36 protein-coding genes are annotated in these 23,944 nt (G+C 37.8%); 1 reads left to right on the top strand and 35 read right to left on the bottom strand.

The window, feature by feature from the left end; genetic code table 11:
• Positions 1-261 precede the first annotated feature (261 nt).
• From JP39_RS02070 to JP39_RS02060, 3 genes are read right to left on the bottom strand one after another with little or no spacing between them, the layout of a single operon-like run.
• Positions 262-786: a macro domain-containing protein gene (locus tag JP39_RS02070; protein ID WP_245626344.1), complete on the bottom strand. Its 525-nt coding sequence runs from the start codon at positions 784-786 to the stop codon at positions 262-264.
• Entirely contained in the window at positions 786-1,610 is an 825-nt protein-coding gene (locus tag JP39_RS02065; RefSeq protein ID WP_041501363.1) for a Cof-type HAD-IIB family hydrolase, read from the bottom strand. The genes JP39_RS02070 and JP39_RS02065 overlap by 1 nt, the downstream gene beginning before the upstream one ends.
• Before the next feature lie 9 nt (positions 1,611-1,619).
• Entirely contained in the window at positions 1,620-2,354 is a 735-nt protein-coding gene (locus tag JP39_RS02060; protein ID WP_041501362.1) for a DeoR/GlpR family DNA-binding transcription regulator, read from the bottom strand.
• 176 nt (positions 2,355-2,530) lie between these two features.
• Here JP39_RS02060 and JP39_RS02055 point away from each other — a divergent pair, with 176 nt between their 5' ends.
• Complete coding sequence (locus JP39_RS02055) at positions 2,531-3,634, top strand: YdcF family protein (protein WP_041501361.1); 1,104 nt, start codon at positions 2,531-2,533, stop codon at positions 3,632-3,634.
• A 32-nt stretch (positions 3,635-3,666) separates the two neighbouring features.
• On the opposite strand, the gene JP39_RS02050 is transcribed toward JP39_RS02055, so the two are convergent.
• The 32 genes from JP39_RS02050 to rpsS all read right to left on the bottom strand — a co-directional run bounded on the left by JP39_RS02050 (position 3,667) and on the right by rpsS (position 23,925).
• Positions 3,667-4,185, bottom strand: a complete 519-nt coding sequence (locus tag JP39_RS02050) for a GNAT family N-acetyltransferase (protein ID WP_041501360.1) — start codon at positions 4,183-4,185, stop codon at positions 3,667-3,669.
• A 355-nt stretch (positions 4,186-4,540) separates the two neighbouring features.
• A complete protein-coding gene (locus tag JP39_RS02045; protein WP_041501359.1) occupies positions 4,541-7,099 on the bottom strand; it encodes a DEAD/DEAH box helicase in 2,559 nt (852 codons plus the stop codon).
• A gap of 938 nt (positions 7,100-8,037) precedes the next feature.
• Positions 8,038-8,430, bottom strand: a complete 393-nt coding sequence (gene rpsI / locus JP39_RS02040) for a 30S ribosomal protein S9 (protein ID WP_010018559.1) — start codon at positions 8,428-8,430, stop codon at positions 8,038-8,040.
• 13 nt (positions 8,431-8,443) lie between these two features.
• On the bottom strand, positions 8,444-8,887 hold the full coding sequence (gene rplM / locus JP39_RS02035) for a 50S ribosomal protein L13 (RefSeq protein ID WP_041501358.1): 444 nt from the start codon (positions 8,885-8,887) through the stop codon (positions 8,444-8,446).
• 125 nt (positions 8,888-9,012) lie between these two features.
• Entirely contained in the window at positions 9,013-9,759 is a 747-nt protein-coding gene (gene truA, locus JP39_RS02030) for a tRNA pseudouridine(38-40) synthase TruA (protein ID WP_041501357.1), read from the bottom strand.
• Between the two features lie 3 nt (positions 9,760-9,762).
• Positions 9,763-10,560 carry an energy-coupling factor transporter transmembrane component T family protein gene (locus JP39_RS02025; RefSeq protein WP_041501356.1) on the bottom strand — a complete coding sequence of 266 codons (798 nt, stop codon included), beginning with the start codon at positions 10,558-10,560 and terminating at the stop codon, positions 9,763-9,765.
• A gap of 3 nt (positions 10,561-10,563) precedes the next feature.
• On the bottom strand, positions 10,564-11,418 hold the full coding sequence (locus JP39_RS02020) for an energy-coupling factor ABC transporter ATP-binding protein (RefSeq protein WP_041501355.1): 855 nt from the start codon (positions 11,416-11,418) through the stop codon (positions 10,564-10,566).
• Entirely contained in the window at positions 11,394-12,227 is an 834-nt protein-coding gene (locus JP39_RS02015) for an energy-coupling factor ABC transporter ATP-binding protein (RefSeq protein WP_041501354.1), read from the bottom strand. The genes JP39_RS02020 and JP39_RS02015 overlap by 25 nt, the downstream gene beginning before the upstream one ends.
• 796 nt (positions 12,228-13,023) lie before the next feature.
• Positions 13,024-13,404, bottom strand: a complete 381-nt coding sequence (gene rplQ, locus JP39_RS02010) for a 50S ribosomal protein L17 (protein ID WP_041501353.1) — start codon at positions 13,402-13,404, stop codon at positions 13,024-13,026.
• Positions 13,405-13,434: 30 nt separating this feature from the next.
• A complete protein-coding gene (locus JP39_RS02005; protein ID WP_041501352.1) occupies positions 13,435-14,373 on the bottom strand; it encodes a DNA-directed RNA polymerase subunit alpha in 939 nt (312 codons plus the stop codon).
• Between the two features lie 63 nt (positions 14,374-14,436).
• Complete coding sequence (gene rpsK / locus JP39_RS02000) at positions 14,437-14,823, bottom strand: 30S ribosomal protein S11 (protein WP_041501351.1); 387 nt, start codon at positions 14,821-14,823, stop codon at positions 14,437-14,439.
• Positions 14,824-14,844: 21 nt separating this feature from the next.
• Positions 14,845-15,210, bottom strand: a complete 366-nt coding sequence (rpsM, locus tag JP39_RS01995; protein ID WP_041501350.1) for a 30S ribosomal protein S13 — start codon at positions 15,208-15,210, stop codon at positions 14,845-14,847.
• 24 nt (positions 15,211-15,234) lie between these two features.
• Entirely contained in the window at positions 15,235-15,351 is a 117-nt protein-coding gene (rpmJ, locus tag JP39_RS01990; protein ID WP_010018546.1) for a 50S ribosomal protein L36, read from the bottom strand.
• A gap of 32 nt (positions 15,352-15,383) precedes the next feature.
• Positions 15,384-15,602, bottom strand: a complete 219-nt coding sequence (gene infA, locus JP39_RS01985) for a translation initiation factor IF-1 (protein WP_010018544.1) — start codon at positions 15,600-15,602, stop codon at positions 15,384-15,386.
• Between the two features lie 96 nt (positions 15,603-15,698).
• On the bottom strand, positions 15,699-16,352 hold the full coding sequence (locus tag JP39_RS01980; protein WP_041501349.1) for an adenylate kinase: 654 nt from the start codon (positions 16,350-16,352) through the stop codon (positions 15,699-15,701).
• A 14-nt stretch (positions 16,353-16,366) separates the two neighbouring features.
• Positions 16,367-17,662 carry a preprotein translocase subunit SecY gene (gene secY / locus JP39_RS01975; protein WP_041501348.1) on the bottom strand — a complete coding sequence of 432 codons (1,296 nt, stop codon included), beginning with the start codon at positions 17,660-17,662 and terminating at the stop codon, positions 16,367-16,369.
• Positions 17,662-18,102, bottom strand: a complete 441-nt coding sequence (gene rplO, locus JP39_RS01970) for a 50S ribosomal protein L15 (protein WP_041501347.1) — start codon at positions 18,100-18,102, stop codon at positions 17,662-17,664. Before rplO ends, secY begins: the two co-directional genes overlap by 1 nt.
• Positions 18,103-18,132: 30 nt before the next feature.
• Positions 18,133-18,318, bottom strand: a complete 186-nt coding sequence (rpmD, locus tag JP39_RS01965; RefSeq protein WP_041501346.1) for a 50S ribosomal protein L30 — start codon at positions 18,316-18,318, stop codon at positions 18,133-18,135.
• A 17-nt stretch (positions 18,319-18,335) separates the two neighbouring features.
• Positions 18,336-18,836, bottom strand: a complete 501-nt coding sequence (gene rpsE / locus JP39_RS01960) for a 30S ribosomal protein S5 (protein ID WP_041501345.1) — start codon at positions 18,834-18,836, stop codon at positions 18,336-18,338.
• Between the two features lie 18 nt (positions 18,837-18,854).
• Entirely contained in the window at positions 18,855-19,220 is a 366-nt protein-coding gene (gene rplR, locus JP39_RS01955; RefSeq protein ID WP_041501344.1) for a 50S ribosomal protein L18, read from the bottom strand.
• A gap of 16 nt (positions 19,221-19,236) precedes the next feature.
• Complete coding sequence (gene rplF / locus JP39_RS01950) at positions 19,237-19,767, bottom strand: 50S ribosomal protein L6 (RefSeq protein WP_041501343.1); 531 nt, start codon at positions 19,765-19,767, stop codon at positions 19,237-19,239.
• A gap of 30 nt (positions 19,768-19,797) precedes the next feature.
• A complete protein-coding gene (rpsH, locus tag JP39_RS01945; protein ID WP_041501342.1) occupies positions 19,798-20,196 on the bottom strand; it encodes a 30S ribosomal protein S8 in 399 nt (132 codons plus the stop codon).
• Positions 20,197-20,226: 30 nt separating this feature from the next.
• A complete protein-coding gene (locus tag JP39_RS01940; RefSeq protein ID WP_010018530.1) occupies positions 20,227-20,412 on the bottom strand; it encodes a type Z 30S ribosomal protein S14 in 186 nt (61 codons plus the stop codon).
• A gap of 16 nt (positions 20,413-20,428) precedes the next feature.
• Positions 20,429-20,971 (bottom strand): 50S ribosomal protein L5, encoded by a 543-nt coding sequence (gene rplE / locus JP39_RS01935; RefSeq protein ID WP_041501341.1) that lies wholly within the window; start codon positions 20,969-20,971, stop codon positions 20,429-20,431.
• Positions 20,972-20,987: 16 nt separating this feature from the next.
• Complete coding sequence (rplX, locus tag JP39_RS01930) at positions 20,988-21,230, bottom strand: 50S ribosomal protein L24 (protein ID WP_041501340.1); 243 nt, start codon at positions 21,228-21,230, stop codon at positions 20,988-20,990.
• Between the two features lie 32 nt (positions 21,231-21,262).
• Positions 21,263-21,631 carry a 50S ribosomal protein L14 gene (gene rplN, locus JP39_RS01925; RefSeq protein WP_025084417.1) on the bottom strand — a complete coding sequence of 123 codons (369 nt, stop codon included), beginning with the start codon at positions 21,629-21,631 and terminating at the stop codon, positions 21,263-21,265.
• 29 nt (positions 21,632-21,660) lie between these two features.
• Positions 21,661-21,936, bottom strand: a complete 276-nt coding sequence (gene rpsQ, locus JP39_RS01920; protein ID WP_041501339.1) for a 30S ribosomal protein S17 — start codon at positions 21,934-21,936, stop codon at positions 21,661-21,663.
• A 22-nt stretch (positions 21,937-21,958) separates the two neighbouring features.
• Positions 21,959-22,153, bottom strand: a complete 195-nt coding sequence (gene rpmC, locus JP39_RS01915) for a 50S ribosomal protein L29 (protein WP_041501338.1) — start codon at positions 22,151-22,153, stop codon at positions 21,959-21,961.
• Positions 22,143-22,574 carry a 50S ribosomal protein L16 gene (gene rplP, locus JP39_RS01910; protein WP_041501337.1) on the bottom strand — a complete coding sequence of 144 codons (432 nt, stop codon included), beginning with the start codon at positions 22,572-22,574 and terminating at the stop codon, positions 22,143-22,145. Before rplP ends, rpmC begins: the two co-directional genes overlap by 11 nt.
• A gap of 3 nt (positions 22,575-22,577) precedes the next feature.
• Positions 22,578-23,255 (bottom strand): 30S ribosomal protein S3, encoded by a 678-nt coding sequence (rpsC, locus tag JP39_RS01905; RefSeq protein ID WP_041501336.1) that lies wholly within the window; start codon positions 23,253-23,255, stop codon positions 22,578-22,580.
• 17 nt (positions 23,256-23,272) lie between these two features.
• Positions 23,273-23,626: a 50S ribosomal protein L22 gene (rplV, locus tag JP39_RS01900; protein ID WP_041501335.1), complete on the bottom strand. Its 354-nt coding sequence runs from the start codon at positions 23,624-23,626 to the stop codon at positions 23,273-23,275.
• Positions 23,627-23,643: 17 nt separating this feature from the next.
• A complete protein-coding gene (rpsS, locus tag JP39_RS01895) occupies positions 23,644-23,925 on the bottom strand; it encodes a 30S ribosomal protein S19 (protein WP_041501334.1) in 282 nt (93 codons plus the stop codon).
• Positions 23,926-23,944: the final 19 nt, after the last annotated feature.

Below are 23,944 nucleotides of genomic sequence, written 5' to 3'. Positions count from 1 at the left end.
TTGCCATTCTCAGCACCGGCAACTCTCTGGGCGTGCACGATAATCTTGACTTCCATCTCATCGGTTTATGGACGAATTGATTTGTTGTTAAGAGATTAAAGCTTAACTGAATATTTGTCAATAGGTTTATTTGAATTGTTTTAATTTAATTAGAAGTTTCTCCGTAGGCTAGTGTATTTTTTGTAACCAAACATAAGTAAAACATCTAGTTGATATATCGGTATCCTGACAAAAAGTATATAAACAAAAATGTCTAATGCACTAGTTCTTACTCTTCAAATATTTCTTAGCCAATTCTTCCGTTGTATCATCAAACGCCACAAAATAAACTTTAGCATCTAAATTGAATTTCATAACAGTATCTATCGCCACCATGATTGCTTCTTCCAATGGATAACTGTATATGCCAGTACTTAGAAATGGTAGTGCGACTGAATTAGCTTCTAACTTTTGAGCAATCTTCATCGATGCTGCATATGCATCGATCAATTGCTGCTTTTCACCATGTTCACCATCGTTATAACGGGGACCAACTGCGTGAATTACATAGTCAGCGTTCAAATCATAGGCTTTCGTATAAACTGCTGTACCAGTTGGTGTACCGCCAAATTTCAACATATCACGGCCCAAATTGGGACCAGCTTTACGATTCAATGCCCCATCAACTCCACCGCCAGGCACTAAAGCAGAGTTAGCTGCATTGACGATTGCGTCTACGTGAAATGGTAAGTATGAAATATCTCCTCTAATAATTGAAACTTTCTCCATAACGATTACTTCTTTCATTACAAAACATATTTTTCAATGGCTTTGGAAACGCCATTTTTATTATTAGACTCTGTTACCACGTTAGCACACTTTTTAACTTCAGCTGGTGCATTTTGCATTGCCACGCCTAACCCAGCCAACTTTAACATTGGCACGTCATTGAAGTTATCACCCAATGTCATTGTTTTATCAAGTGATAATCCATAAACTTTGGCCAACTCTCGCAAGGCCTTCTCTTTGGAAACATGACTATTAGTAATCTCCAGATAGTTTGGCTTCGAAAGATAGAATGAACTGTCAGCAAATTCACCGTTACGCAGGTGTTGTAAAACTTGACTAATTTCATCAGGCTCACCAATCAATAAAAGCTTATGTACCGGTACTTTATGTGCTGAAATTAACCGTTCTAGATCCGTTACAACAGGAGTCATTTTAGTAATATCTGCTTCAATCTTGACCCATTTGTCGATACTGCCAACATACCAATCTGAACCCGAATATAGATTTACCGAAACGGTGGGATATTGTTTCTGGATAATATCATTAATATTTTTAACATCATTGGTCTCAAGTTCATGACTCAAAATAGTTGTAAAGTCCTTCTTATCAAGGTCTTTTACCACCAAAGCGCCGTTATAACATGCAATTGGATTGTCTAAAACATCGAGTTCTTTAGCAATTGGCAACATCCCTTCAGGCGAACGGGCAGATGCTAGCACAAATGGCACATTCTTTTGACCAAGTCTCTTTACAGCTTGCTTTAAGTCCGTATCGATTACATTATCATCATTTAAAATCGTGCCATCAATATCGCTCAAGATTAATTTAATTTCCATCATCATCGTGCCTCCTCAGTATTTAACAGTCGTTGCAGCCATCACTTCTGCGCTTGGTTTAACATCGGTAATCAGATAATCGAAATCAGATAAATCACCGATTGAATAAGTTGCTTCCTTAGAGAATTTAGTGTTTTCAGCCAATAAAATCTTAGTCTTGGCATTTTTCATAATCAATTGTTTAACGTAGGCGTCTTCTTGATCTTCGAAACTAACTTGACCATCCTTCAACCCGGCGGCTCCAATAAATACCACATCAAAATTGATGCGTTTCAAAATTTCAGCTTCATTCAATGAATGAAAGAAACGGTTCTTCGTGGAAAATTGCCCTCCTAATACATGCAAATCAATATTCGGATTCCCACTTAGCATAATGGCGTTATCCAATGAATGTGTATAAATCGTTGCCTTAGTATCGACTATTTGCGCCAGTTTTAAGACCGTCGTCGAAACGTCAAAGAAATATGTACCTTGAGCCTGAATAAACGCTTGAGCTAACACGGCAATATGCTTCTTGGCATCACTGAACTCATTCAATCGATCATTAAATGAAATTATCTCGTTATTAGCTGGTAACTGCATGATTCCGCCGTGAACTCGTTTGACCTTACCCGCTTGCGATAACTTGGCAAAATCACGTCTGACCGTATCCCGAGAAACCTGAAAATGTTCAATCATCTGCTCAGTCGTCAAAACATTATCCACACGCAATAACTTTAAAATTTCTTCTAAACGCTGTTCTTGATACATATTTTCACCTCTTATAAGTATTTTAACATCTTTATATGTATTTGTAAGTATTACTAAGTATTCATAAGTTGTGATACTTAAAACAATAGGTTTTCACTCGGACTAAATACTTCCTTATGATAAAATTAATATGATTATTTCAGGGGGAAACATATTTTTTATAGTGAGGTGATTTTATGAACGAAATTTCTCCGTATATCAATGAATTGCAGCAAATCTCTCTGTACCTGGGACTAGCCACATTCGTTATATTCGGACTATTCTTATATTTCTGGCTTAAGGAACCACGCAGACTGATTCATGGGATAACTTTTACCATCTTCTTCATTACCTTCTTAGCAGAGCTGGCAGTACTTATCTTCAGTACCGGCAATCAGGAATTCATTGTCGTCATGGGAGTTCTATTTGTTTTAATACTGCTTGGAATTGGTTTAGTAATGCTGTTCATGTGGGCGTTGCTGTTGTGGAATGCCATCGTCGTTTGGAAACGCGAAAGCCATACAGTTTCAAATATGCTGACATTATTTTTAGCAATTTTTCTAATCGCATTGTGGTTTGCCAATAGTGTCATAGCAAGTCATTCGAGATTCCTACCAGGCTGGTTCAACACTTTGATCTCAGGCTTACCTATCATAGGTTTATATATAATGCTCTGTTCATATAACTATCTAGCCAGTGCATTCTTATATCAATTCTTACCACGGCGTTATAAAGCCAACTATCTAATTGTCCTAGGAGCCGGTTTAATCAACGGTGACACTGTTTCGAAGCTATTAGGTAACCGGATAGACGCAGCCATTAAATTTGCTAACAAGCAGATTAAAAAGGGTCGTCCAGCTCCAAAGATTGTTTTCTCTGGCGGACAAGGACCTGACGAAAAATTATCTGAAGCTAGAGCGATGGCTGATTACGCAATTGCCCATGGTTGGCACGAGGAATTAGTTATCTTAGAGGACAAATCTCGTAATACTTTACAGAACATGCAATTTTCAAACGCTATTATTCAAAAGGATTACGGTGCTGACAATGCTTATATCAAATTCTTCAGTAATAATTATCACATCTTCCGAGCTGGACTCTATGCTAAAATGGCAGGACTTGCAGCCAACGGTGTCGGAGCTCCAACCAGACTTTATTTCTTACCTAACGCTTTGATCCGTGAATTCGTCGCTATTTTCTTGATGAACAAGAAACGTCATATGATAGTCATTGGCTTAATCGGTATTGGTATTCTAATAATGATGGGAATTACAATTTATACAGATATCGTGGCCAAATAAAAAAATCGTAGAAAATTAATTCTACGATTTTTTTATTTATTATCCTTGTGGAAAACTTTTTCCATAATCACCATTGTATAACCAGGTACCGGAACTTCTCGATTCATCGACTGAAATTTATTCTTCAAAAGAAATTTTTGACTCTGTTCATTCCCTTTAGGAAAAGCTAATTCAATTCTTACCAAACCACTCTTCTCCAAAGCAGCCTCTAAATCAGCAATAATTTTAGAGCCGATTCCTTGTTTTTGATATTCAGAATCAACCATGAAAAAGCCGATCCAAGCGTCTTTCGGAGCTGGATAGTCAGTTATTAAATCCAAAATGGCAACCAATTTATCGTCATCAAAATAGCCTAAATAATATTTATCATCCAAAGTTTTGTCAGCTGGAACAACCTTCATATCTTCCAAAATACTGTGACGAGTTGGAGCTGGTGGACAGAAATTAAAGAAATTTTGATTACTCTGAACCAATTTCAACGCATGATCAGCATCACGTGGAGTTAGTTTCTTAACTTGATAACTTGTGGATAACTTATCAATCTCTAGCATTTATAAATCTCCCTTTTAAAATACCTATTCATATCACCATCAATATTACTCTATTCAAAATATTATAAATACTCTCAAGTATAAAAAAATAGCCGAAGACTGCAAGTAACGTAAACCGTAGTACAAGTGGTGTTAGACTTTAGTCCTTACTCCACTGACGTATTTTGAGATTCGTATTCTTTGCAAGCTAAAAACAAGGCACTAGACCTTGGCTCACACTAGTCACACAGCAGTATAAATTACTTATCTAGCCTTCGGATCCATAAAAGTCCCCACATTTATTCAAAATCAAAAATTTATAACCGTATTTATATGGAATCCATATTCCCCCATTTAAAAAATAAAAATAATCTTCTTAGCTCCGTCTTTTCACCTTTTCGGTATACTTTAAAATAAATTGTTTTTCGGTTAATGAATTGTCAGACAACATGTTTTGAAGTTCTTTTACTGTCCATTCGGTTGGATTCTTTGAACTCAATCGAGTTAAAACATTTCTTAATGCTGCTGATAATGTTTTTAATTTTTCTTTAGTCAAGACATAAATGACACCATCTACAAATGCCTGTTTATCCATTAAATTTACTGGATGCAATGAAATCATAATTCCACTTCTTCTTGGATATGTATGCTTATACCAAGAAAATGAACTTGCTAGCTGTTCAGCGTATACTTTAGAAATAAAATCAGACGTGGCTTTGTTTTTACTTTCAAGGATAAAATCAATATTTTCGCCAATCCATAGATTATCCGGTCCTACATCAATTTCCTGTTCAGGTTGACTAGAGTCAAATCCCAACATTGTTCCAAGAAACTCTATACCTTTACGAAAATCAGATTCATCTGCGGATTCATCATATATTAGTTTGTCAAATTGCGACTTAAAGGATATCGCTAAATCATTACCATTTTCAGCATTAAACGAATCGATTAATCTTTTGAATCCCAATCCTGCTTCCATCGTTTTTCGGGTACGTTTAGAATACTGATAAAATGATGGGGTAAACAAAAATTTGTTTAGATTTTTTGCCCTTAATTGCGTATCCAATGCTTTATTTTTGTCAAAATGATATTGATATGTTGCAATTTGTTCCAGCATAATATCCTCATCTTTAAGTGAACCTTCATCTTTTTCAGTTATTTGTCTTAATGAACTAACCGCTTCTACGTAATTTCCTTGTATTGCATATATCCATGCCTTTCTAATGCTCTCAGCATGTGCATATGATATATGTTTCGTTTCTTTAAAAAGAACTTCATAGTTTTGGTTGACATTATCATGGTATGTTTTCTGCCATTGCATATTCCGATTAAGCGAATACTGCATTATTTCTAACATTTTATTTTCAACTTCATCTTCGTTAGAATTACTCTCACCTATTACATTTAAAATTTTTTCCGAAAATTGTAACTGTGCTTGTGTTCTGTCAGTAAATAAATGCTTGTTATTAGGCAATGCGACAAATTCTTGTAAAGAAGTTCCCAACAAGAATATCAAAGAACTATCTGCTCCCGATCTTACAGAACGACCTATTCCTTGCTCAATCTCTCGTGCTGTTTGTCCCAATACTTCTTCAGATCCCGGTTCACGTTGAGAGATTGCTTTTTCTCTATTTGTAGATTGAGTAGGAAGTCCATCCAGAACCAAACAATGACACAAGTCTCCAGCAAGATCAATTCCATCATACCGGTTAACAACTACAGCAACCTTATTATTTGACACCTTTAACATATCAATCAGTTCATAAATATCAGCGCCATCGAATACTTTAGCACCTAATCTTTCCCATGGATTTGCTGCATATCTTGAAGGAACTAATACAACCACGTTTGTATTAATAACTTCATCACCAACCCATTTAATAATTTTCTCCCTCATCCTTTGGTCAGTAAATTGAGGATGAATGCGTTGAGGAGCAATAATCAATTTTTCACCATTATCATCTGCCCCATCAACAACCAATTGTTTCTTTAACGTTTCTTCCGACACATTCAACTCAGTGATAAAGTCTGCACCATTTGTAAATGTTGCAGAAAGAAATAACCTATGATCAGCATTTGAAAAAGAAGGAATCATTTCGATAGGAGTGTGCATCGGACTAATATCAATTTCATCACTAGCAACTGTAATTTGAAGATTATTAATATTATTTAAAACAAAGGGCAAATTAAACTTATTTTGATCATCAGTATCGTTTAGAATTTTTTCGATTTGTTCTTTATAATCAATAACTAACCAGTATGGTACACACATAACTGCTTTGGAATATGCACCAGACTTTATTAGTGTATATTTTGCATTATTTTGTTTCTTTAAATCATCTTCGAATAAATTTAAAAGACGGTTGTACAAACTTCCTTTATTATCATCCCGAATAATACTTACTGTAGCCGCTTGGCGACTTAACGAAATAGCAGTATGCGCATCATCAATAACAATAGATCCAACTTGTACATAATCAGCTCCATCGACTCCAAAACGCGAATATCCATTAACCATTGTCGAAAATGTTATGACTAATATTGCCTTCCCACTTGTAAACTCGAATGGAAAAGCTTCTCTCCCATTTCTACCTGCAATTAAAGTGACCACTTTAATTCCGTGGTGCTTTGCTTCAGCAATTACTTGATCTACTAATTGATTATTAGGACATAAATAAATACATGGTCCTTCACCTTTGTTAAGCCGAGCCTGTAGCGTAAGTAAGCCAATAAGTGTTTTTCCAGTTCCTGTACTCAACACTCCCAATAAGTCCTTTTCATCTCGTCTTGATTCCCATCGCTGTAGAAAGTCTTTTTGTACACTTCGTAAATATTCATATCCAAAATCATGAATTAAAGTATCAAAGATTTTCCATGAAACTGTCTCAACCCTATTGTTATCAGGATTAATTTGTAAATTATCTAATAGACTCATGCATATATTCCTCCATATCTTATGGTATATCAAATTATACAACATACTATTCATTATAATTTATAATATATACCTAATTGAACTCATAATTGTATACTATTTAGACTAATTCAAATACTTAATGGAATTCTGTGCCACGTTTTATGGCGTCATGGACATTCCCGTTAGGTCTAAAATCAAAACTATTATCTAAAAAAGACTCTTTCAAATACAGGTGTTGTTGCCTGCACAATTCCCTGTTGTATCAGACGGTCGACGACTGTTGGTAGACTTAGATTTTATACGTAAAGTCGGCTAATGATCCAACCAGCTAAAATTCTCTAATGTAGTCAAATGGTTCATAGACGTTCATGCTATCTATCTATTTCAGCGTCACCTTTATTCCCATAAATTATGTGGTAAGCTTGGTTAAGGTTATCTCTATTTTATATTAATCTTTTGAATGAAACTCTTAATCGTGCTTTCACCAGAGGCGGTACTTCGAGCCTCTGATTGCCTTTGGCCTTCCAGATATATATTCTTCAGATGGTTAGATTTTTGCACTATTTTCTACAATTGTCACACTGCTCCCACTCAAATATCAGTTTTCTTGCCAAACATTTGACACAGTTCTCCCCAGGTAGGAGCTCCACTTTCATACCGTGTTAGTTTTTATCTTTACTAAAACTATTTTCGAGTAGTTTTGGACTTTGGATTGTGTTTCACCTTTATCCAATAAGTACAGACTCAGATTCCGACTACTACAACTCACATTGAACTTTCACCACTAAATCAGTTTCCATGCCGGGGTCACGGAAAAAATGTGAGTGGTCAGAAAAGCACCTCAATTAAGAGATGCTTTAGGCTCAAAATCATTCATCAATACGATTTGACAAAGAACAAAAAAACATCCCTCACACTGAGGGATGTTTTTGTATCCAAAACTGAAAATAGAAATATTAACGTTTTGAGAATTGTGAAGCCTTACGGGCTTTCTTAAGACCTGGTTTCTTACGTTCCTTCATACGAGGGTCACGTGTTAAGAAGCCGGCTGACTTGAGTGATGGTCTGAAATCAGGATCAACGTCAAGTAGTGCTCTAGCGATACCATGTCTAATTGCTCCAGCTTGTCCTGAGAAGCCTCCACCGTTAACGTTAGCAATAACGTCATAGCTGTCTGCTGTTTCAGTAACATCTAAAGGTTGTTTCATATCAGCAATCAAATTGTCAAAAGGAATGTAATCTTTGACATCACGTTTGTTGATAGTAATCTTTCCGTTTCCGGGTACTAGGCGTACACGAGCAACTGAGTCCTTGCGACGACCTGTTCCGGCGTATGATACTTGTGCCAAATTCTTTTCCTCCTTAAATTAGTTTGTTGATATCCAACATCTCTGGATTTTGTGCTTGGTGGCTGTGATCTGAACCTGCATATACATGCAACTTCTTGATTTCCATACGACCAAGTGTGTTCTTAGGCAACATGCCACGAATTGAATCTTCAACAAAGCGTTCTGGCTTTGTAGCTCTCTTTTCGCCGGCACTAATACTCTTCAACCCACCTGGGTGATCTGAGTGAGAATAATAAATCTTATTCTTAGCCTTTTTACCTGTTAATCTAACTTTATCTGCATTGATGATAATAACATTATCACCTGTATCAACGTTAGGTGTGTAAGTTGGTTTGTTCTTACCTCTAAGAATAGAAGCAACAACTGATGAAAGTCTACCTAAGACAACATCTTCACCGTCGATTACATACCATTTACGTTCAACTTCACTTGCTTTTGCTAATGGTGTTGTACGCACTTTAATTTCCTCCAGTTTCTACGTCTGTTTGACACTCAATAAGTTTCCGGGGCCTATCGTGGGGCAAACAATACCAGTTACAATAATACTGTGATTTCGACCCTAAGTCAATATTTATCCACAGATTATTCGTAAAAAACTTCTTTTAAATATAGACCACTTGCCGGAGCTGTGCCACGTGCCTCTTGGCGGTTCTTCACTTGGAACAACCTCAAGAAGTCATGAACATCCCTACGCCCATTACCAATCTCTAACAGAGTAGCAACTAAGATTCTAACCATATTATATAGGAAGCCATTGCCTGTAAATTCGAAAACTAATTCGTCATTGTTCTTATTATACACACATGTAGCAGAATAGATAGTCCTAACTTTATTTTCTATCACTCCACCCGATGCCGCAAAACTCGTGAAATCGTGTTCACCCTCAAGATCTTTTAACGCAATTTGAATTTTATCCACAGACAGAGCGTAAGGATAGTGCCCTGTGTAAAACCTTTTGAACGGATCTGTATAATGTCCACAATCCACACGATATTGATAAGTTTTTTTCTTAACACCAAATCGAGCGTGAAAATTTTCGTCAACGATTTCTGCATTTTTTACCAAAACATCCAATGGCATGAGTGAATTAAGTGCTCGTAACATATTCTCTGCCGGTATTTCACCTGGGTAATCAAAGTGAATCACTTGTCCAAAAGCATGTACGCCCGCATCAGTTCGTCCAGAACCGACCACATCCACGTGTTTGCCTTTAGTCATATTCGTCAAAGCCTTTTCCATGACGCCTTGAACAGTCCTTAACTCATTTTGACGCTGAAAACCATGGAACTTAGTACCATCGTAAGCAATGGTTAATTTGTATCTTGTCATAAATTAATAACTCCGTAAAAATAATAGAATAACAGTTACTGCCGCCATAAAGATAACCATCAGATTATCACGTTTATCCCAGCTGAGGACACGGTATTTGCTGCGCCCTTCACCGTCTTTGTAACCACGTGACTCCATCGCAATAGCTAAATCATAGGCAATCGAAAAACTGCTGACAAACAGTGGAATCAGAATAGGTACGAATGACTTGATACGTTTGATCAAGCCACCCTCGCCGAAATCAACCCCACGCGCACGTTGAGCATCCATGATTTTCGTTGTTTCATCAACCAATAAAGGCACGAATCGCAATGCAATCGACAACATTAAAGCAACTTGAGTCACCGGAAAATTGATTTTCTTCAGTGGCTTGAGAATGCTCTCGATTGAATCGGAAATTTCGATTGGTGTCGTTGTCAGTGTTAATAATGTCGAAATAAAAATAATTAATATAAATCTGATAAAAATATAACCTGCAATAACTAAACCTTCTTTAGAAAACGTGAAGATACCCCAATGCCACAGCGGATGGGCACTTGGAGTGAATAGTAACTGCAACGCGACCGTAAATAAGATCAGCCAAAATACTGGTTTCAATCCTTTGAGAAAGAAACCCAAATTAATTTTTGACAAAAAGACTGCAAATAAAACGAATGCCAACAAAAATGCATATGAAGCCACATTATTGGCCAAAAAAACTATCCCCACAAAATAGAACGTTAACAAGAACTTACCACGTGGATCTAGGCGATAAACTAGTGAATCCCCCGGTAAGTATCTCCCCAAAATTATCTTATCCATTACTTAATCACCATTTAACTGTTGTTCAATCTCAGTTCCTAACTCATTAATTGTAATTGGAAGCTTCTCAAATGAGAAACCTTTTTCAGTTAATTCTTTAGCAAACGCAGCACTCTTAGGTAAAGTCAGTAAATCATCTTGCAATAATTCCTGGTTGTTGAAAACTTCTTGCGGAACTCCCTGGGCAATTAGTTTTCCACGGTGGATAACTGCCATCTCTTCAGCATAGTTAGCCACATCGTCCATATTATGCGTAATCAGGATAATTGTCTTACCTTCCTGCTGCAAATTCTTAAACAAATCCATAATCTCCTGACGCCCCACTGGATCAAGTCCAGCAGTTGGTTCATCCAAGATAATTGTTTCCGGATCACTTGCTAGAACACCAGCAATCGCCACACGGCGCATTTGTCCACCAGATAAGTCGAATGGCGACTGTTCCAGCAAAGACTCGTCTAAGCCGACCAATTTGATCATCTTATGTGCTGCAGCTTCAGCTTCATCAGCACTGGCACCAAAATTCATTGGTCCAAACATGATATCTTTTTCCACAGTGTCCTCAAACAACTGACTCTCTGGAAATTGGAAAACCATACCGACTTGTTTACGCAATGGTTTGAGATTTTTATTATTCGTTTCCGGAGTAATGACTCTATCGCCAACCGTGATCGTTCCTGATGTTGGTTTCAAAAGCGCATTGATATGTCTGACCAAAGTTGATTTCCCACTACCAGTTTGACCGACAATCGCTGTAAACTTCTTATCTTGAATCTTGAATGAAACGTCATCTAAACCCAGACTAGCTGTTGGACTATTAGGGTTATACGAATGCGTTACATGTTCGAATGTAATTTCCATAATTGTTCCTTTAGCTCCTCTTCGTTTAAATAGCCGTCAGGCAATTTAATCGTGTCCCTTAGTGTTGATACCAATTTGCTCGTAAATGGCTCCTCAAGGCCAAATTTCTGCAAATCAGCCCCTAAATCATAGATTTCTTCTGGTTTACCATCACTAACAATCTGACCATCATTCAAAACAACGATTCTTTGTGACAATTCAGTTTCTTCAATATCATGCGTAATTGAAATAATAGTCAGGTCCTGTTGACTACGTAACTGTTTAACTAGATTCAAGACAGTTTTACGCCCATCAGGATCCAACATACTAGTCGATTCATCCATAATGACAATTTGAGGCTTTGTTGCCAAGACACCAGCGATTGCCACACGTTGTTTTTGACCACCTGACAAAGACTGTGGATCACGCTCTTTAAAATCAGACATCTTGACCAAAGACAATGCTTCATCAACCGCTTTGACCATCTCTTCACGTGGCATACCTTGATTCTCTAGGCCAAATGCCACATCGTCTTCTACCGTTGCCCCAACAAATTGGTGATCAGGATTTTGAAAGATAATACCAATTTTGGTACGAGCTTCCCAAATATTTTTCTCATTAATTACCTGTCCGTCAACTGCAATAGTTCCGGAATCAGCCTCAATCAAGCCGTCAATCAATTTGGTCAGTGTCGACTTGCCACTACCATTTTTCCCAACAATTGATAGCCACTCATTTTTATAAATGTCGAGCGACAAATCCTTGATAGCTGAGCGTTTAGCTTCTGGATACGTATAATTTAAGTCTTTAATTGAAATAATTTTTTCCAAAAGTGTCTCCCCTGAAAATTTGGTATATATGTGTTATCTCCAGGACAGAGAATATTAACCTGCTATGCGGACCGGTCCGAGCCAAAAAGCGGTCTCGAACCTCGGTTTGAAGCCTTGCAAAGACCGCAAGTCTTCAAACTCGCCCAGTGGTGTAATGGCTGAAGCCATAACGCCACACCCACAGCCTGTTAATATTCTCTGTCCTTCCGACTAGTTATTTTCTTTTTGTACAAATTATCTCATGAATATTCAATTTAACACTAAACAATTTGTAATAGTTAGTATTACTAGTAATTATTATATCTAATTTATTTCGTTCAACCTCATATTATGCATTATGTCTTCATCCATACAGATTCATGAAAAGGAGCCAAATTAGTAATTCAATAATTAAATCCAATACTATTCTATATCCACTGAAATATAGAATAACTAGTTGGAAGAGCCGAGAATATTCATATGCAGCAAAAGTGGCGTTATTGCTTTAGCAATTACACCACCGGGCGTATTGGAGACTCACCGGTCTGTGGTAAGGCTTCAATCGAGGTTCGAGACCGCGCTTTGGCTCGGGCCGTTCCGCGCAGCAGATGAATATTCTCGGCTCTGGAGACGGCATATTTAACTAGCACTATACGTTATATAATACCAAAATTTGGGCAAAAAAAAATCATTCGACAAATTAGTGTCCCCTTTGACAAGGATCTCAGAGATAGACTTAGCCGAAAACGACCATCATCTTAACACTCACTAATTTATCAGAATGACTGATTTTTTAATTATTAATAAACAATTATTATTAAACTAATTCAATAATAACCATTGGAGCTGCATCTCCACGGCGTGGAGTTGTCTTCAAAATACGTGTGTATCCACCATTACGTTCTTTGTAACGAGGTGCAATATCACTGAATAATTTTTGAAGAGCTGATTGAACAACAACTGCGTCATCATCTTCTGTAATGTTAGCAACTTCGTTTCTAACATAAGCAGCAGCTTGGCGACGAGCATGCAAATCTCCGCGTTTACCTAAGGTTATCATTTTTTCTGTTGTACGACTGATTTCTTTAGCGCGAGTCTCAGTTGTAACAATATGTTCATTAATGATTAAATCAGTAGTTAAATCGCGTAACATTGCTTTTCTTTGTGAACTGTTACGTCCTAATTTGCGGTAGCCCATGTCTATACCTCCTGTTTGAATTTGATATTATTAGTCTTCTTGCTTCAATGATAATCCAAGATCAGCAAGCTTTTCTTTAACCTCAACAAGTGACTTGCGTCCTAAGTTACGAACACGCATCATATCTGCTTCGGATTTTTCAGTAAGCTCTTGCACAGTATTAATACCGGCACGCTTCAAACAATTATATGAACGAACTGATAAATCAAGTTCTTCAATAGTCATTTCAAGTTTCTTTTCTTTTTGAGTTTCCTCTTTTTCGATCATCATGTCAGCACTCTTAGCTTCTTCAGTAAGATTTACAAAACTTGTTAGGTGTTCTGTAAGGATCTTAGCTGACAAACTAATAGCTTCGCGTGGTCCAATTGAACCATTTGTCCAGATATCGATTGTTAATTTGTCGAAGTCGTTTCTCTTACCCACACGAGTGTTTTCAACTTGATAGTTAACTTTTTCTACAGGTGTAAAAATTGAGTCAACTGGAAGAACACCAATAGGTGTTTCGTCCGTCTTATTTTGTTCTGCAGGAGTATATCCACGACCATTTTTAATTGTCATTTGCATGTGGAAGTGTCCACCCTCAGCAACAGTACAAATAAATTGTTCTGGATCGAGGATTTCCAAGTCATCATCAGCTTTGATATCGTTGGCTGTAACAGTAGCGGGACCGACAATGTCGATTTCTGCTTTTAGACTGTCTTCAGCGTAAGACTTAAGCTTTAATTTTTTAACGTTAAGCACGATTTGTGTAACGTCTTCAATTACGCCATCAATAGCTGAGAATTCATGCAATACACCGTCTATTTGAATATCAGATACCGCAGTACCAGGTAATGATGCTAATAAAACTCTACGTAATGAATTACCCAAAGTTGTACCATAACCTCTTTCAAGCGGTTCGATAATATATTTACCGTAGCTACTACTTTCTTCAACAGAAGTAATAGATGGCTTTTCAAATTCGATCATTCGGTTAGTTCCCCTTTCAAAACGAAATGTGTGTAGCTTAGTTCATATGGGTATACAACCATTCTATACACGACGACGCTTTGGAGGACGAGAACCATTATGAGGAACTGGTGTAACATCACGAATAGCAGTAATTTCCAAACCAGTAGCTTGTAATGAACGGATTGCAGCTTCACGACCTGAACCAGGACCCTTAACAGCTACTTCGACTGTTTTCATACCATGTTCCATTGATTCTTTAGCAGCTGCTTCTCCAGCCATTTGTGCGGCAAATGGTGTTGATTTACGACTACCTTTGAATCCAAGTGCACCAGCTGATGACCATGAAACGGCATTACCGTTAACATCAGTGATCATAACAAGTGTGTTATTGAAAGTTGAGTGGATATGTGCAACACCAGCTTCAATATGCTTCTTAGTACGGCGCTTACGACCTTTACTTTGTGCCATGATTAACCTCCTATCTTATTATTACTTCTTCTTACCAGCAATGGTAGTTTTCTTACCCTTGCGAGTTCTTGCATTGTTCTTTGTGTTTTGTCCACGAACGGGCAATCCACGACGATGTCTCATACCACGATATGAGCCAATTTCTTGTAGTCTCTTGATGTTCATGCTTACTTCACGACGTAAGTCACCTTCGACACGTACATTATCAACTTCTGCACGAATTTTATCTTCTTGGTCAGGAGTTAAATCTCTTGTACGAATATCTTCAGATACGCCTGCATCTTTTAGCACTTTTTGAGCTGTTGTTTCGCCAATACCAAAAATGTATGTAAGGGCGATAACAATTCTCTTATCACGAGGTAAATCTACACCTGCTATACGAGCCATTGATCACTACACCTCCTATTTTTATTATCCTTGTCTTTGTTTGTGCTTTGGATCTGCAGAGCAAATAACCATGACGCGACCGCGTCTCTTAATTACCTTACAGTGTTCGCACATAGGTTTAACGGATGGTCTTACTTTCATATTGTGGAACCTCCATTCCATTAAAAAACTTATTATCTATATCTATATGTAATTCTTCCCTTGGTTAAATCATAAGGGGATAATTCCACGGTAACCTTATCACCGGGTAAAATTCTAATGTAGTGCATACGGATTTTACCTGATACATGGGCTAGAACTGTAGCACCATTTTCAAGCTTTACCTTAAACATCGCATTAGGCAATGTTTCTGAAATTGTGCCTTCTACTTCAATGACATCTTCTTTTGCCAAAGATATTAACCTCCATACGGGATGAAATTATTTCTGCATATACTGGCGAATTATACAATAATTTTCCGTACATGTAAACAATCAAAGCAAAAAGTCTTACAAGTCTTGTAAAACTTTCTTAACTTCGTTATAAACTTCATCTATTTCCTGTTCACCATTGATCTTGTGCAACAAGTGTAACTTGTCGTAAAAATCAATTAATGGTGTATTCATTTCAATATTAACTTTTAATCTATTCTTAACAGTCTCAGGCTTGTCGTCCTCACGTTGATAGAAGTCATGGCCGCCACAGACGTCACATGTACCTTCTACCTTAGTAGGGTTATAGATTTTATGATATGTTGCTCCACAATTAGAACAAATATATCTTCCAGATAAGCGATCAACTAATGCTTCAGGCTTAACATCGATATAGATGACAGCATCTATCGGTTTGTTTACATTCTTTGCAATTGTCTGTAAAGCGTTAGCCTGTTCAAGAGTTCTCGGAAATCCATCTAACATATATCCATCTTTTTGAACATCATCTTCAGCTAAACGTTCTTCGACGATAGCTTCGGTAACATTATCAGGAACAAGTTCACCTTTATCGATGAACCCTTTAGCCTTTAAACCAACTTCTGTCTTGTTAGCCATGGCTGCTCTAAACATGTCACCAGTTGAAATATGAACAACTTTAAAATCTTCAACAATCTTTTCTGCTTGAGTACCTTTACCAGCACCGGGTAACCCCATCAATACAATATTCATTGTCACATCTCCAATTATCTAATAAATCCAACGTATTCACGTTTCATCAAAAGACCACGTAATTGACGATCCATTTCCAAAGCAACACCAACGATGATCAATAAACTCGTACCACCTAATCCGATGGATTGAGGAAGATTGAACAAGTTAGCTGCTAATAATGGAAGCAATGAAACTAAACCTAGGAACGCAGCTCCGACGGTTGATAGCTTCATCAATACACCTGACATGAACTTGATTGTTTCATTACCAGGCCAAATGCCAGGGATATAAGCCCCTTGCTTTTGTAGGTTTTCTGCAAGCTTTTCGGGATTTACCTGAACAAATGCATAGAAGAATGTAAATAATACAATCAACAATGTATAAATGATCGAACCTGTTGTAGTTTGCATACTGAATATTTCTGTTAATACTTGATACCATTGATCTCCACTGTGATTTGCTTGAAATGCCATCAAAATTGTTTGAGGCGTAACAATAAATGAACTAGCGAAGATAACAGGAATAACACCAGCAACGTTAACCTTCAATGGTAGAAAACTTTCACTACCACTACCTGCTGCACGTCTTGTGTATTGAATAGGAATTCTTCTACTTGCTTGTTGAACATAAGTAACAAATTGCACAACAATCAAAATGATGACCACAAGGCCAACCAAGAATCCGATATTCTTTGCAAGATCTGCAGAGCTAGCATTCGTAATATAATCACGGTAAATTTGTTGGATTCCGTTAGGGAATCTAGCAATAATACCAGCGAAGATAATTACGGAAACTCCATTACCCAAACCTTTGTCAGTAATCTGCTCACCAATCCAAGTAAGAAGCATCGTACCACCAGTTAAGATAATACCGATAGTAATGAAAGCTCTCATATTAGGAGATTTAACTAATCCCAAACCACTTAATTGGTTAAAACCGGCAGTAATACCGATTGACTGAACAAAACCTAAAACAATCGTCAAATATCTCGTTACTTGATTTAACTTTCTACGACCAACTTCACCTTGTTTGCTCCATTCAACAAATTTAGGAACAATGTCCATTTGTAGAAGTTGCACAACGATTTGGGCCGTAATGAATGGCGAAACACCCATTGAGAAAATAGAGTAGTTTGAAAGACCACCACCGGTAACGGTATCCAATAAAGGAACCAATCCAGTAGATCCAACCTTATCCATTGCCGCAGCATTAACGCCAGGCACTGTGATTTGTGATCCCAAACGATATATAACAAGTAACATCAAGGTAAATAGAATCTTCTTACGGATTTCCTTTACCTTTAGAGCATCTCTGATAGTTCCAAGCATTAGATCACCTCTACAGTGCCACCAGCGGCTTCAATTGCTTTAGTAGCTGCGGCTGAACTCTTAGCAACTTTAACAGTTAACTTAGCACTAACCTCACCGTTAGCAAGCAACTTAACACCATTATATTGTTTCTTAATAATGCCTGCTGCTTTTAATGTTTCAACATTAACTTCAGCACCATCATTAAACTTACTTAATTCACTTAGGTTGACAATAGCATATTCCTTGCGGTTGATGTTATTGAATCCACGTTTTGGCATACGACGGAACAAAGGCATTTGTCCACCTTCAAAACCAATACGTGTCTTACCACCTGATCTAGCCAATTGACCTTTTTGACCACGACCAGCAGTTTTACCTGTACCACTTGAAGTACCACGACCTAGACGCTTTCTTGAGTGTCTTGAGCCTGCACTTGGCTTAAGTTCGTTTAGTTCCATTATTGCACCTCCTAATCTCTTGTAATTTTATTAATCTTTAACTTCTTCAACGCTTACTAAGTGAGCGATTTTACGTACAGCACCACGAATTGCAGCATCATCCGGCTTAACAACAGAACTTGAAACTCTTCCGAGTCCCAATTCCTTTACAGTTTTACGTTGAGCAGGAAGGCGGTGAGCTGCACTTCTAATTAGAGTAATTTTAAGTTTAGCCATTATTACACACCTTTCTTCTAGTTAAGCAATTCTTGGGCTGAGATTCCGCGCATTTCAGAAACGCTTTCGGCAGTCTTAAGTTGTTTTAATCCAGCAATTGTTGCACGAATTACGTTGATTGGTGTGTTTCTACCAAGTGACTTACTTGTAACATCACCAACACCTGATAATTCGATAACGGCACGAACAGCACCACCAGCAGCAATACCAGAACCTTCTTCAGCAGGTTTCAACATGATCTTACCAGCACCGAAAGTACCGATAACTTCATGAGGAATTGTTGAACCAACCATAGGAACGTTGATAAGGTTCTTTTTAGCATCTTCAACAGCTTTACGAATAGCTTCTGGAACTTCTTGAGCTTTACCAGTACCAAAACCTACGTGACCATTCTTGTCACCAACGATTACGATAGCAGCAAAACGTAGACGGCGTCCACCTTTAACAACCTTAGTAACACGGTTGATTGAGACAACGCGATCTTCTAATTCTAATTGAGATGGATCGATATATGTCATAAATTTGGTTTCCTCCTTCTAGAATTTTAGCCCATTTTCACGAGCAGCTTCAGCAAGACTTTGAACACGTCCGTGATATAAGTAACCACCACGATCAAAGATTACATTACTAATTTTAGCTTCTTGTGCTTTTTGTGCAATTAATGCACCTACAGCTGTAGCTTGTTCAACTTTTGAACCATCTTTAATTTCTTTATCAAGAGTTGAGGCACTTGCTAGCGTTACACCCTTTACGTCATCAATAATTTGAGCGTAAATGTTTTTATTCGAACGGAATACGTTTAAGCGTGGGCGCTCAGCAGTACCAGAGATTTTGGCACGGATACGTTTTTGACGTTTTTGACGTGCTTTGTTTTTGTCTGGTTTTGTAATCACAATTTTCACCTCATAGATTTATTTACTATTTACCAGTTTTACCTTCTTTACGACGTACATATTCGCCAACATAACGAATACCTTTACCTTTATAAGGTTCTGGAGAACGTACATCGCGGATTTCAGCAGCAAATTGACCAACCTTTTGCTTTGAAATACCTAGAATGTTAATTTCTGTATTTGAAGGAGATTCGATCTTGATACCCTTTGGTGCATCCATAACAACTGGATGTGAGTAACCAACGGAAAGTGTTAGTGTGTCACCTTTAACTTGTGCACGGTAACCAACACCTCGTAGTTCAAGTTTTTTCTCGTAACCTTCTGTTACACCAATGATCATGTTGTTAAGGTTTGAACGCATTGTTCCGTGAAGAGCTTTATCATTATCGCTTTCACGTGTGAACTTAGCTTCTGTTCCTTCGATTGTCAACTTGATCTTTGAATTGAATTCTCTTGTTAATTCACCCTTAGGGCCTTTAACAGTGATGTTTTCATCTTTTTGAGTAACTGTAACTCCTGCAGGAATTTCAATTACTTTATAACCGATACGACTCAAATTAGTGCACCTCCTTACTTTATAAGTATATTACCAAATATAAGCGATTACTTCTCCACCAACGTGTTGAGCGCGGGCTTCTTTGTCAGTAATAACACCTTTTGAAGTTGAAAGAATAGCGATACCTAATCCATTAAGAACCTTTGGCACGTTATCTGAATCAACATAACTACGTAGACCTGGTCTTGAAATACGTTTCAAGCCTGAAATAACGCGTTGTTGATCTTTACCATATTTTAAGAAAATACGAAGTACGTTTTGCTTGTTATCTTCGATAACTTCGTAATTCTTGATAAATCCTTCATTCTTAAGAATTTCTGACATACTCTTCTTGATATTTGAAGCAGGAATGTCTAGAGATTCATGTTTAACCATGTTTGCATTACGAATACGTGTTAAGTAATCTGCAATAGGATCTGTCATGACCATTTGATTTGCCTCCTTTTTATATTAAAAATCTTACCAGCTAGCTTTTTTCATACCAGGGATTTGACCTTCATGAGCCAATTGACGAAGGCAAAGTCGGCAAAGCTTAAACTTACGATATACGGAATGTGGACGTCCACAGCGTTCGCAACGTGTATAAGCTTGTGATGAGAACTTTGCAGGTCTGTGATTACGTACGATTTGTGATTTCTTAGCCAATGAATTTACCTCCTATTTATTTTGTGAATGGCATACCGATTTGAGTTAATAGTTCACGTGATTCTTCATCGGTGTTAGCAGTTGTAACAATAACGATGTCCAATCCACGAATTTTGTTAACCTTATCGTAGTCAATTTCTGGGAAAACCAATTGTTCTTTAACACCGAGTGTGTAGTTACCACGACCATCAAATGAGCGTGTTGATACACCACGGAAGTCACGAACACGTGGTAAAGCAATGTTGATTAGTTTGTCAAGGAAGTCATACATACGGTCACCACGAAGTGTAACCTTAGCACCGATTGACATACCTTCACGAAGTCTGAATGTAGCGATTGATTTCTTAGCTTTTGTGATCAAAGGTTTTTGACCAGCAATCAAACCTAATTCTTCAACAGCTTCGTCAAGATTCTTTGAGTTAGCAATAGCATCACCAACACCCATGTTCAAAACGATTTTTTCAACCTTAGGTGCTTCCATGATTGAAGAATAGTTGAACTTCTTCATCATTGATGGTGTGATTTCGCTAACGTACTTTTCTTTTAATGCGTTAACCATTTAGTTTTCTCCTTTCTTATTTATCTTCTTTATCAGTTGTTTTACTTACAACTTTAACGTTAGTTGCGCTAATAGGTCTTGCAACATCAACAATCCCGCCTTGGGGTTGAGTGCTGCTTGCCTTTGAGTGTTTCTTTACAACGTTAACGCCTTCGATGATTACTTTGTTAGCAGAAGGAATAGCTTGTTTAACTACACCTGTCTTGCCTTTAGCGTCACCTGCAATAACTTTGACATTGTCTCCAGTTTTTACAAACACTAATCAGCACCTCCTGAATTTAATTGTTCTTTTTATAGCACTTCTGGTGCTAGGGATACGATCTTCATAAAATCGTTATCACGTAGTTCACGAGCAACGGGTCCGAAGATACGTGTTCCTCTAGGTGTTTTATCAGCATTAATAATAACTGCGGCGTTTTCGTCAAATCTGATGTAAGAACCATCTGTACGGTGAGCACCTGATACAGTTCTTACGATTACAGCTTTAACAACGTCACCCTTTTTAACAACGCCACCTGGTGTTGCTTGTTTAACAGTAGCGACGATAATATCACCAATATTAGCTGTCTTGCGGTTTGAACCACCAAGAACTTTGATTGTTAGAATTTCACGAGCTCCAGAATTATCTGCAACTTTTAGACGACTTTCTTGTTGAATCACGTTTAGGCCCTCCTCTCATCAGTTATAGTCTAGATTTTGACTGCTTTTTCGACGATTTCTAATAAACGGAAGCGCTTTGTCTTTGACAAAGGTCGAGTTTCCATGATACGTACAATATCGCCAACTTTTGCTTCGTTGTTATCGTCTTGAACGTAATACTTCTTAGAATATCTAACACGTTTTCCATAAACTGGATGTTGTTTAGTAGTTTCAACAACTACAACGATTGTTTGATCCATCTTATCTGAAACGACGCGTCCTTGATATACCTTACGACGGTTACGAGTTTCTTGTGTTTCGCTCAACTTGATGTCCCCTTCCTGTCTATTAATTTTCGTTATTCTTTTGGTTTTGAGCTGTTCTTAATCTTGCAATGTTCTTTCTTACAGCCTTTAAACGAGCTGTGTTTTCCAATTGGCCTGTGGCTTGTTGGAAACGCAAGTTGAATAGTTCTTCTTTATATTCTTTAACTTTGTCTTGCAATTGAGCAGCAGTAAGCTCTTTGATTTCACTAGCCTTCATCAGCGCCACCTACTTCCTCACGTTTTACAAACTTAGTTCTTACGGGTAGTTTGTGTGATGCAAGTCTTAAAGCTTCACGAGCAACCTCTTCAGAAACGCCACCGATTTCAAACAAAATCTTTTCGCGTTTAACTGGGGCTACCCAACCAGCTGGAGCACCTTTACCATTACCCATACGAACACCTACACCCTTAGCAGTGTATGATTTATGAGGGAAGATTTTAATCCAAACCTTACCACCACGCTTCATGTAACGAGTCATAGCAACACGAGATGCTTCAATTTGTCTGTTTGTGATCCAGCTTGAATCAAGTGCCTTCAAACCATATTCACCAAATGCAACTTCTTTTCCACCTTTAGCTTCTCCGCGCATCTTTCCACGGAATTCACGACGGTGTTTTACACGTTTTGGTACTAGCATAGATTATTCTCCTTTCCCTTCATTTTTTGTTTCGTTGTTATGTTGTGGCTTTGCAGGAAGAATTTCACCACGGTAGATCCAAGTTTTAACACCTAAATTACCATAAGTTGTCTTTGCTTCAACCCAAGCATAATCGATATCAGCACGCAATGTGTGCAAAGGAACAGTTCCTTCTGTATGCCATTCACGACGAGCCATATCGGCACCGTTTAAACGACCAGAAATTTGTACCTTGATACCTTTAGCACCGGCACGTCTTGAACGTTGAACTGCTTGACGTTGTGCACGTCTGAAAGCAATACGAGCTTCAAGTTGACGAGCGATACTTTCACCAACAAGTTTTGCATCTAGATCAGGTTTCTTGATTTCGATGATGTTGATGTGAATACTTCTCTTAGTTAAATTGTTTAGTTCATTACGTAATTTTTCAACTTCAGAACCACCCTTACCGATAACCATACCAGGTTTAGCAGTATGAATTGAAACTGTAACGTTCTTTGCAGTACGTTCGATTTCGATTCTTGAGACAGAAGCATTTGAAAGTTTGTCTTCAATATACTTACGAATTCTAAGGTCTTCATGTAAAAATGTTGAAAAGTCTTTATTGTTTGCATACCATTTGGCATCCCAGTCACGGATAACGCCGACACGGAATCCGACTGGATTAATCTTTTGACCCACTCAAGTTACCTCCAATACTATTCTTTTTCACTTACAACTACTGTAATGTGACTTGTTCTCTTGTTAATTGGTGATGCTGAACCTTTAGCTCTAGGACGGAAACGTTTTAGAGTTGGTCCTTCGTCTACGAAAGCTTCGCTAACGAATAAGTTTTGTGCATCTAAATCAAAGTTATGTTCTGCGTTTGCAATTGCTGACTTAAGAGCTTTAGCAATAATTGGAGAGCCTGCTCTAGGTGTGAATTGCAAAATTGCAAGTGCCTCAGCAGCTTGCTTGCCTCTGATAAGATCAATAACAAGGCGAGCCTTACGAGGTGCAATACGCACGTTAGTAACTTTAGCTGTTGCAGATGTAATTTCTTGTTCTGCCATCATTTAAGTCTCCCTTCTTATTTCTTAACTGTCTTCTTGTCATCTGTTGCGTGACCATGGAATGTACGTGTAGGTACGAATTCACCTAACTTGTGTCCAACCATATCTTCTTGGATATAAACTGGAACATGCTTACGTCCATCATGAACTGCGATTGTATATCCTACGAAACTAGGAAAAATTGTTGAACGTCTTGACCATGTCTTGATAACTGACTTCTTGTCAGAATCTGCTTGTGCGTCGATCTTCTTTAAAAGATGTGCATCAGCGAATGGTCCTTTTTTTAAACTACGACTCATCTTATGTCCTCCTTATAAT

This window comes from Companilactobacillus heilongjiangensis (genome assembly GCF_000831645.3).
GTDB classification, from domain to species: Bacteria; Bacillota; Bacilli; order Lactobacillales; family Lactobacillaceae; genus Companilactobacillus; species Companilactobacillus heilongjiangensis.
This window is presented reverse-complemented; position numbering and strand designations above follow the sequence as displayed.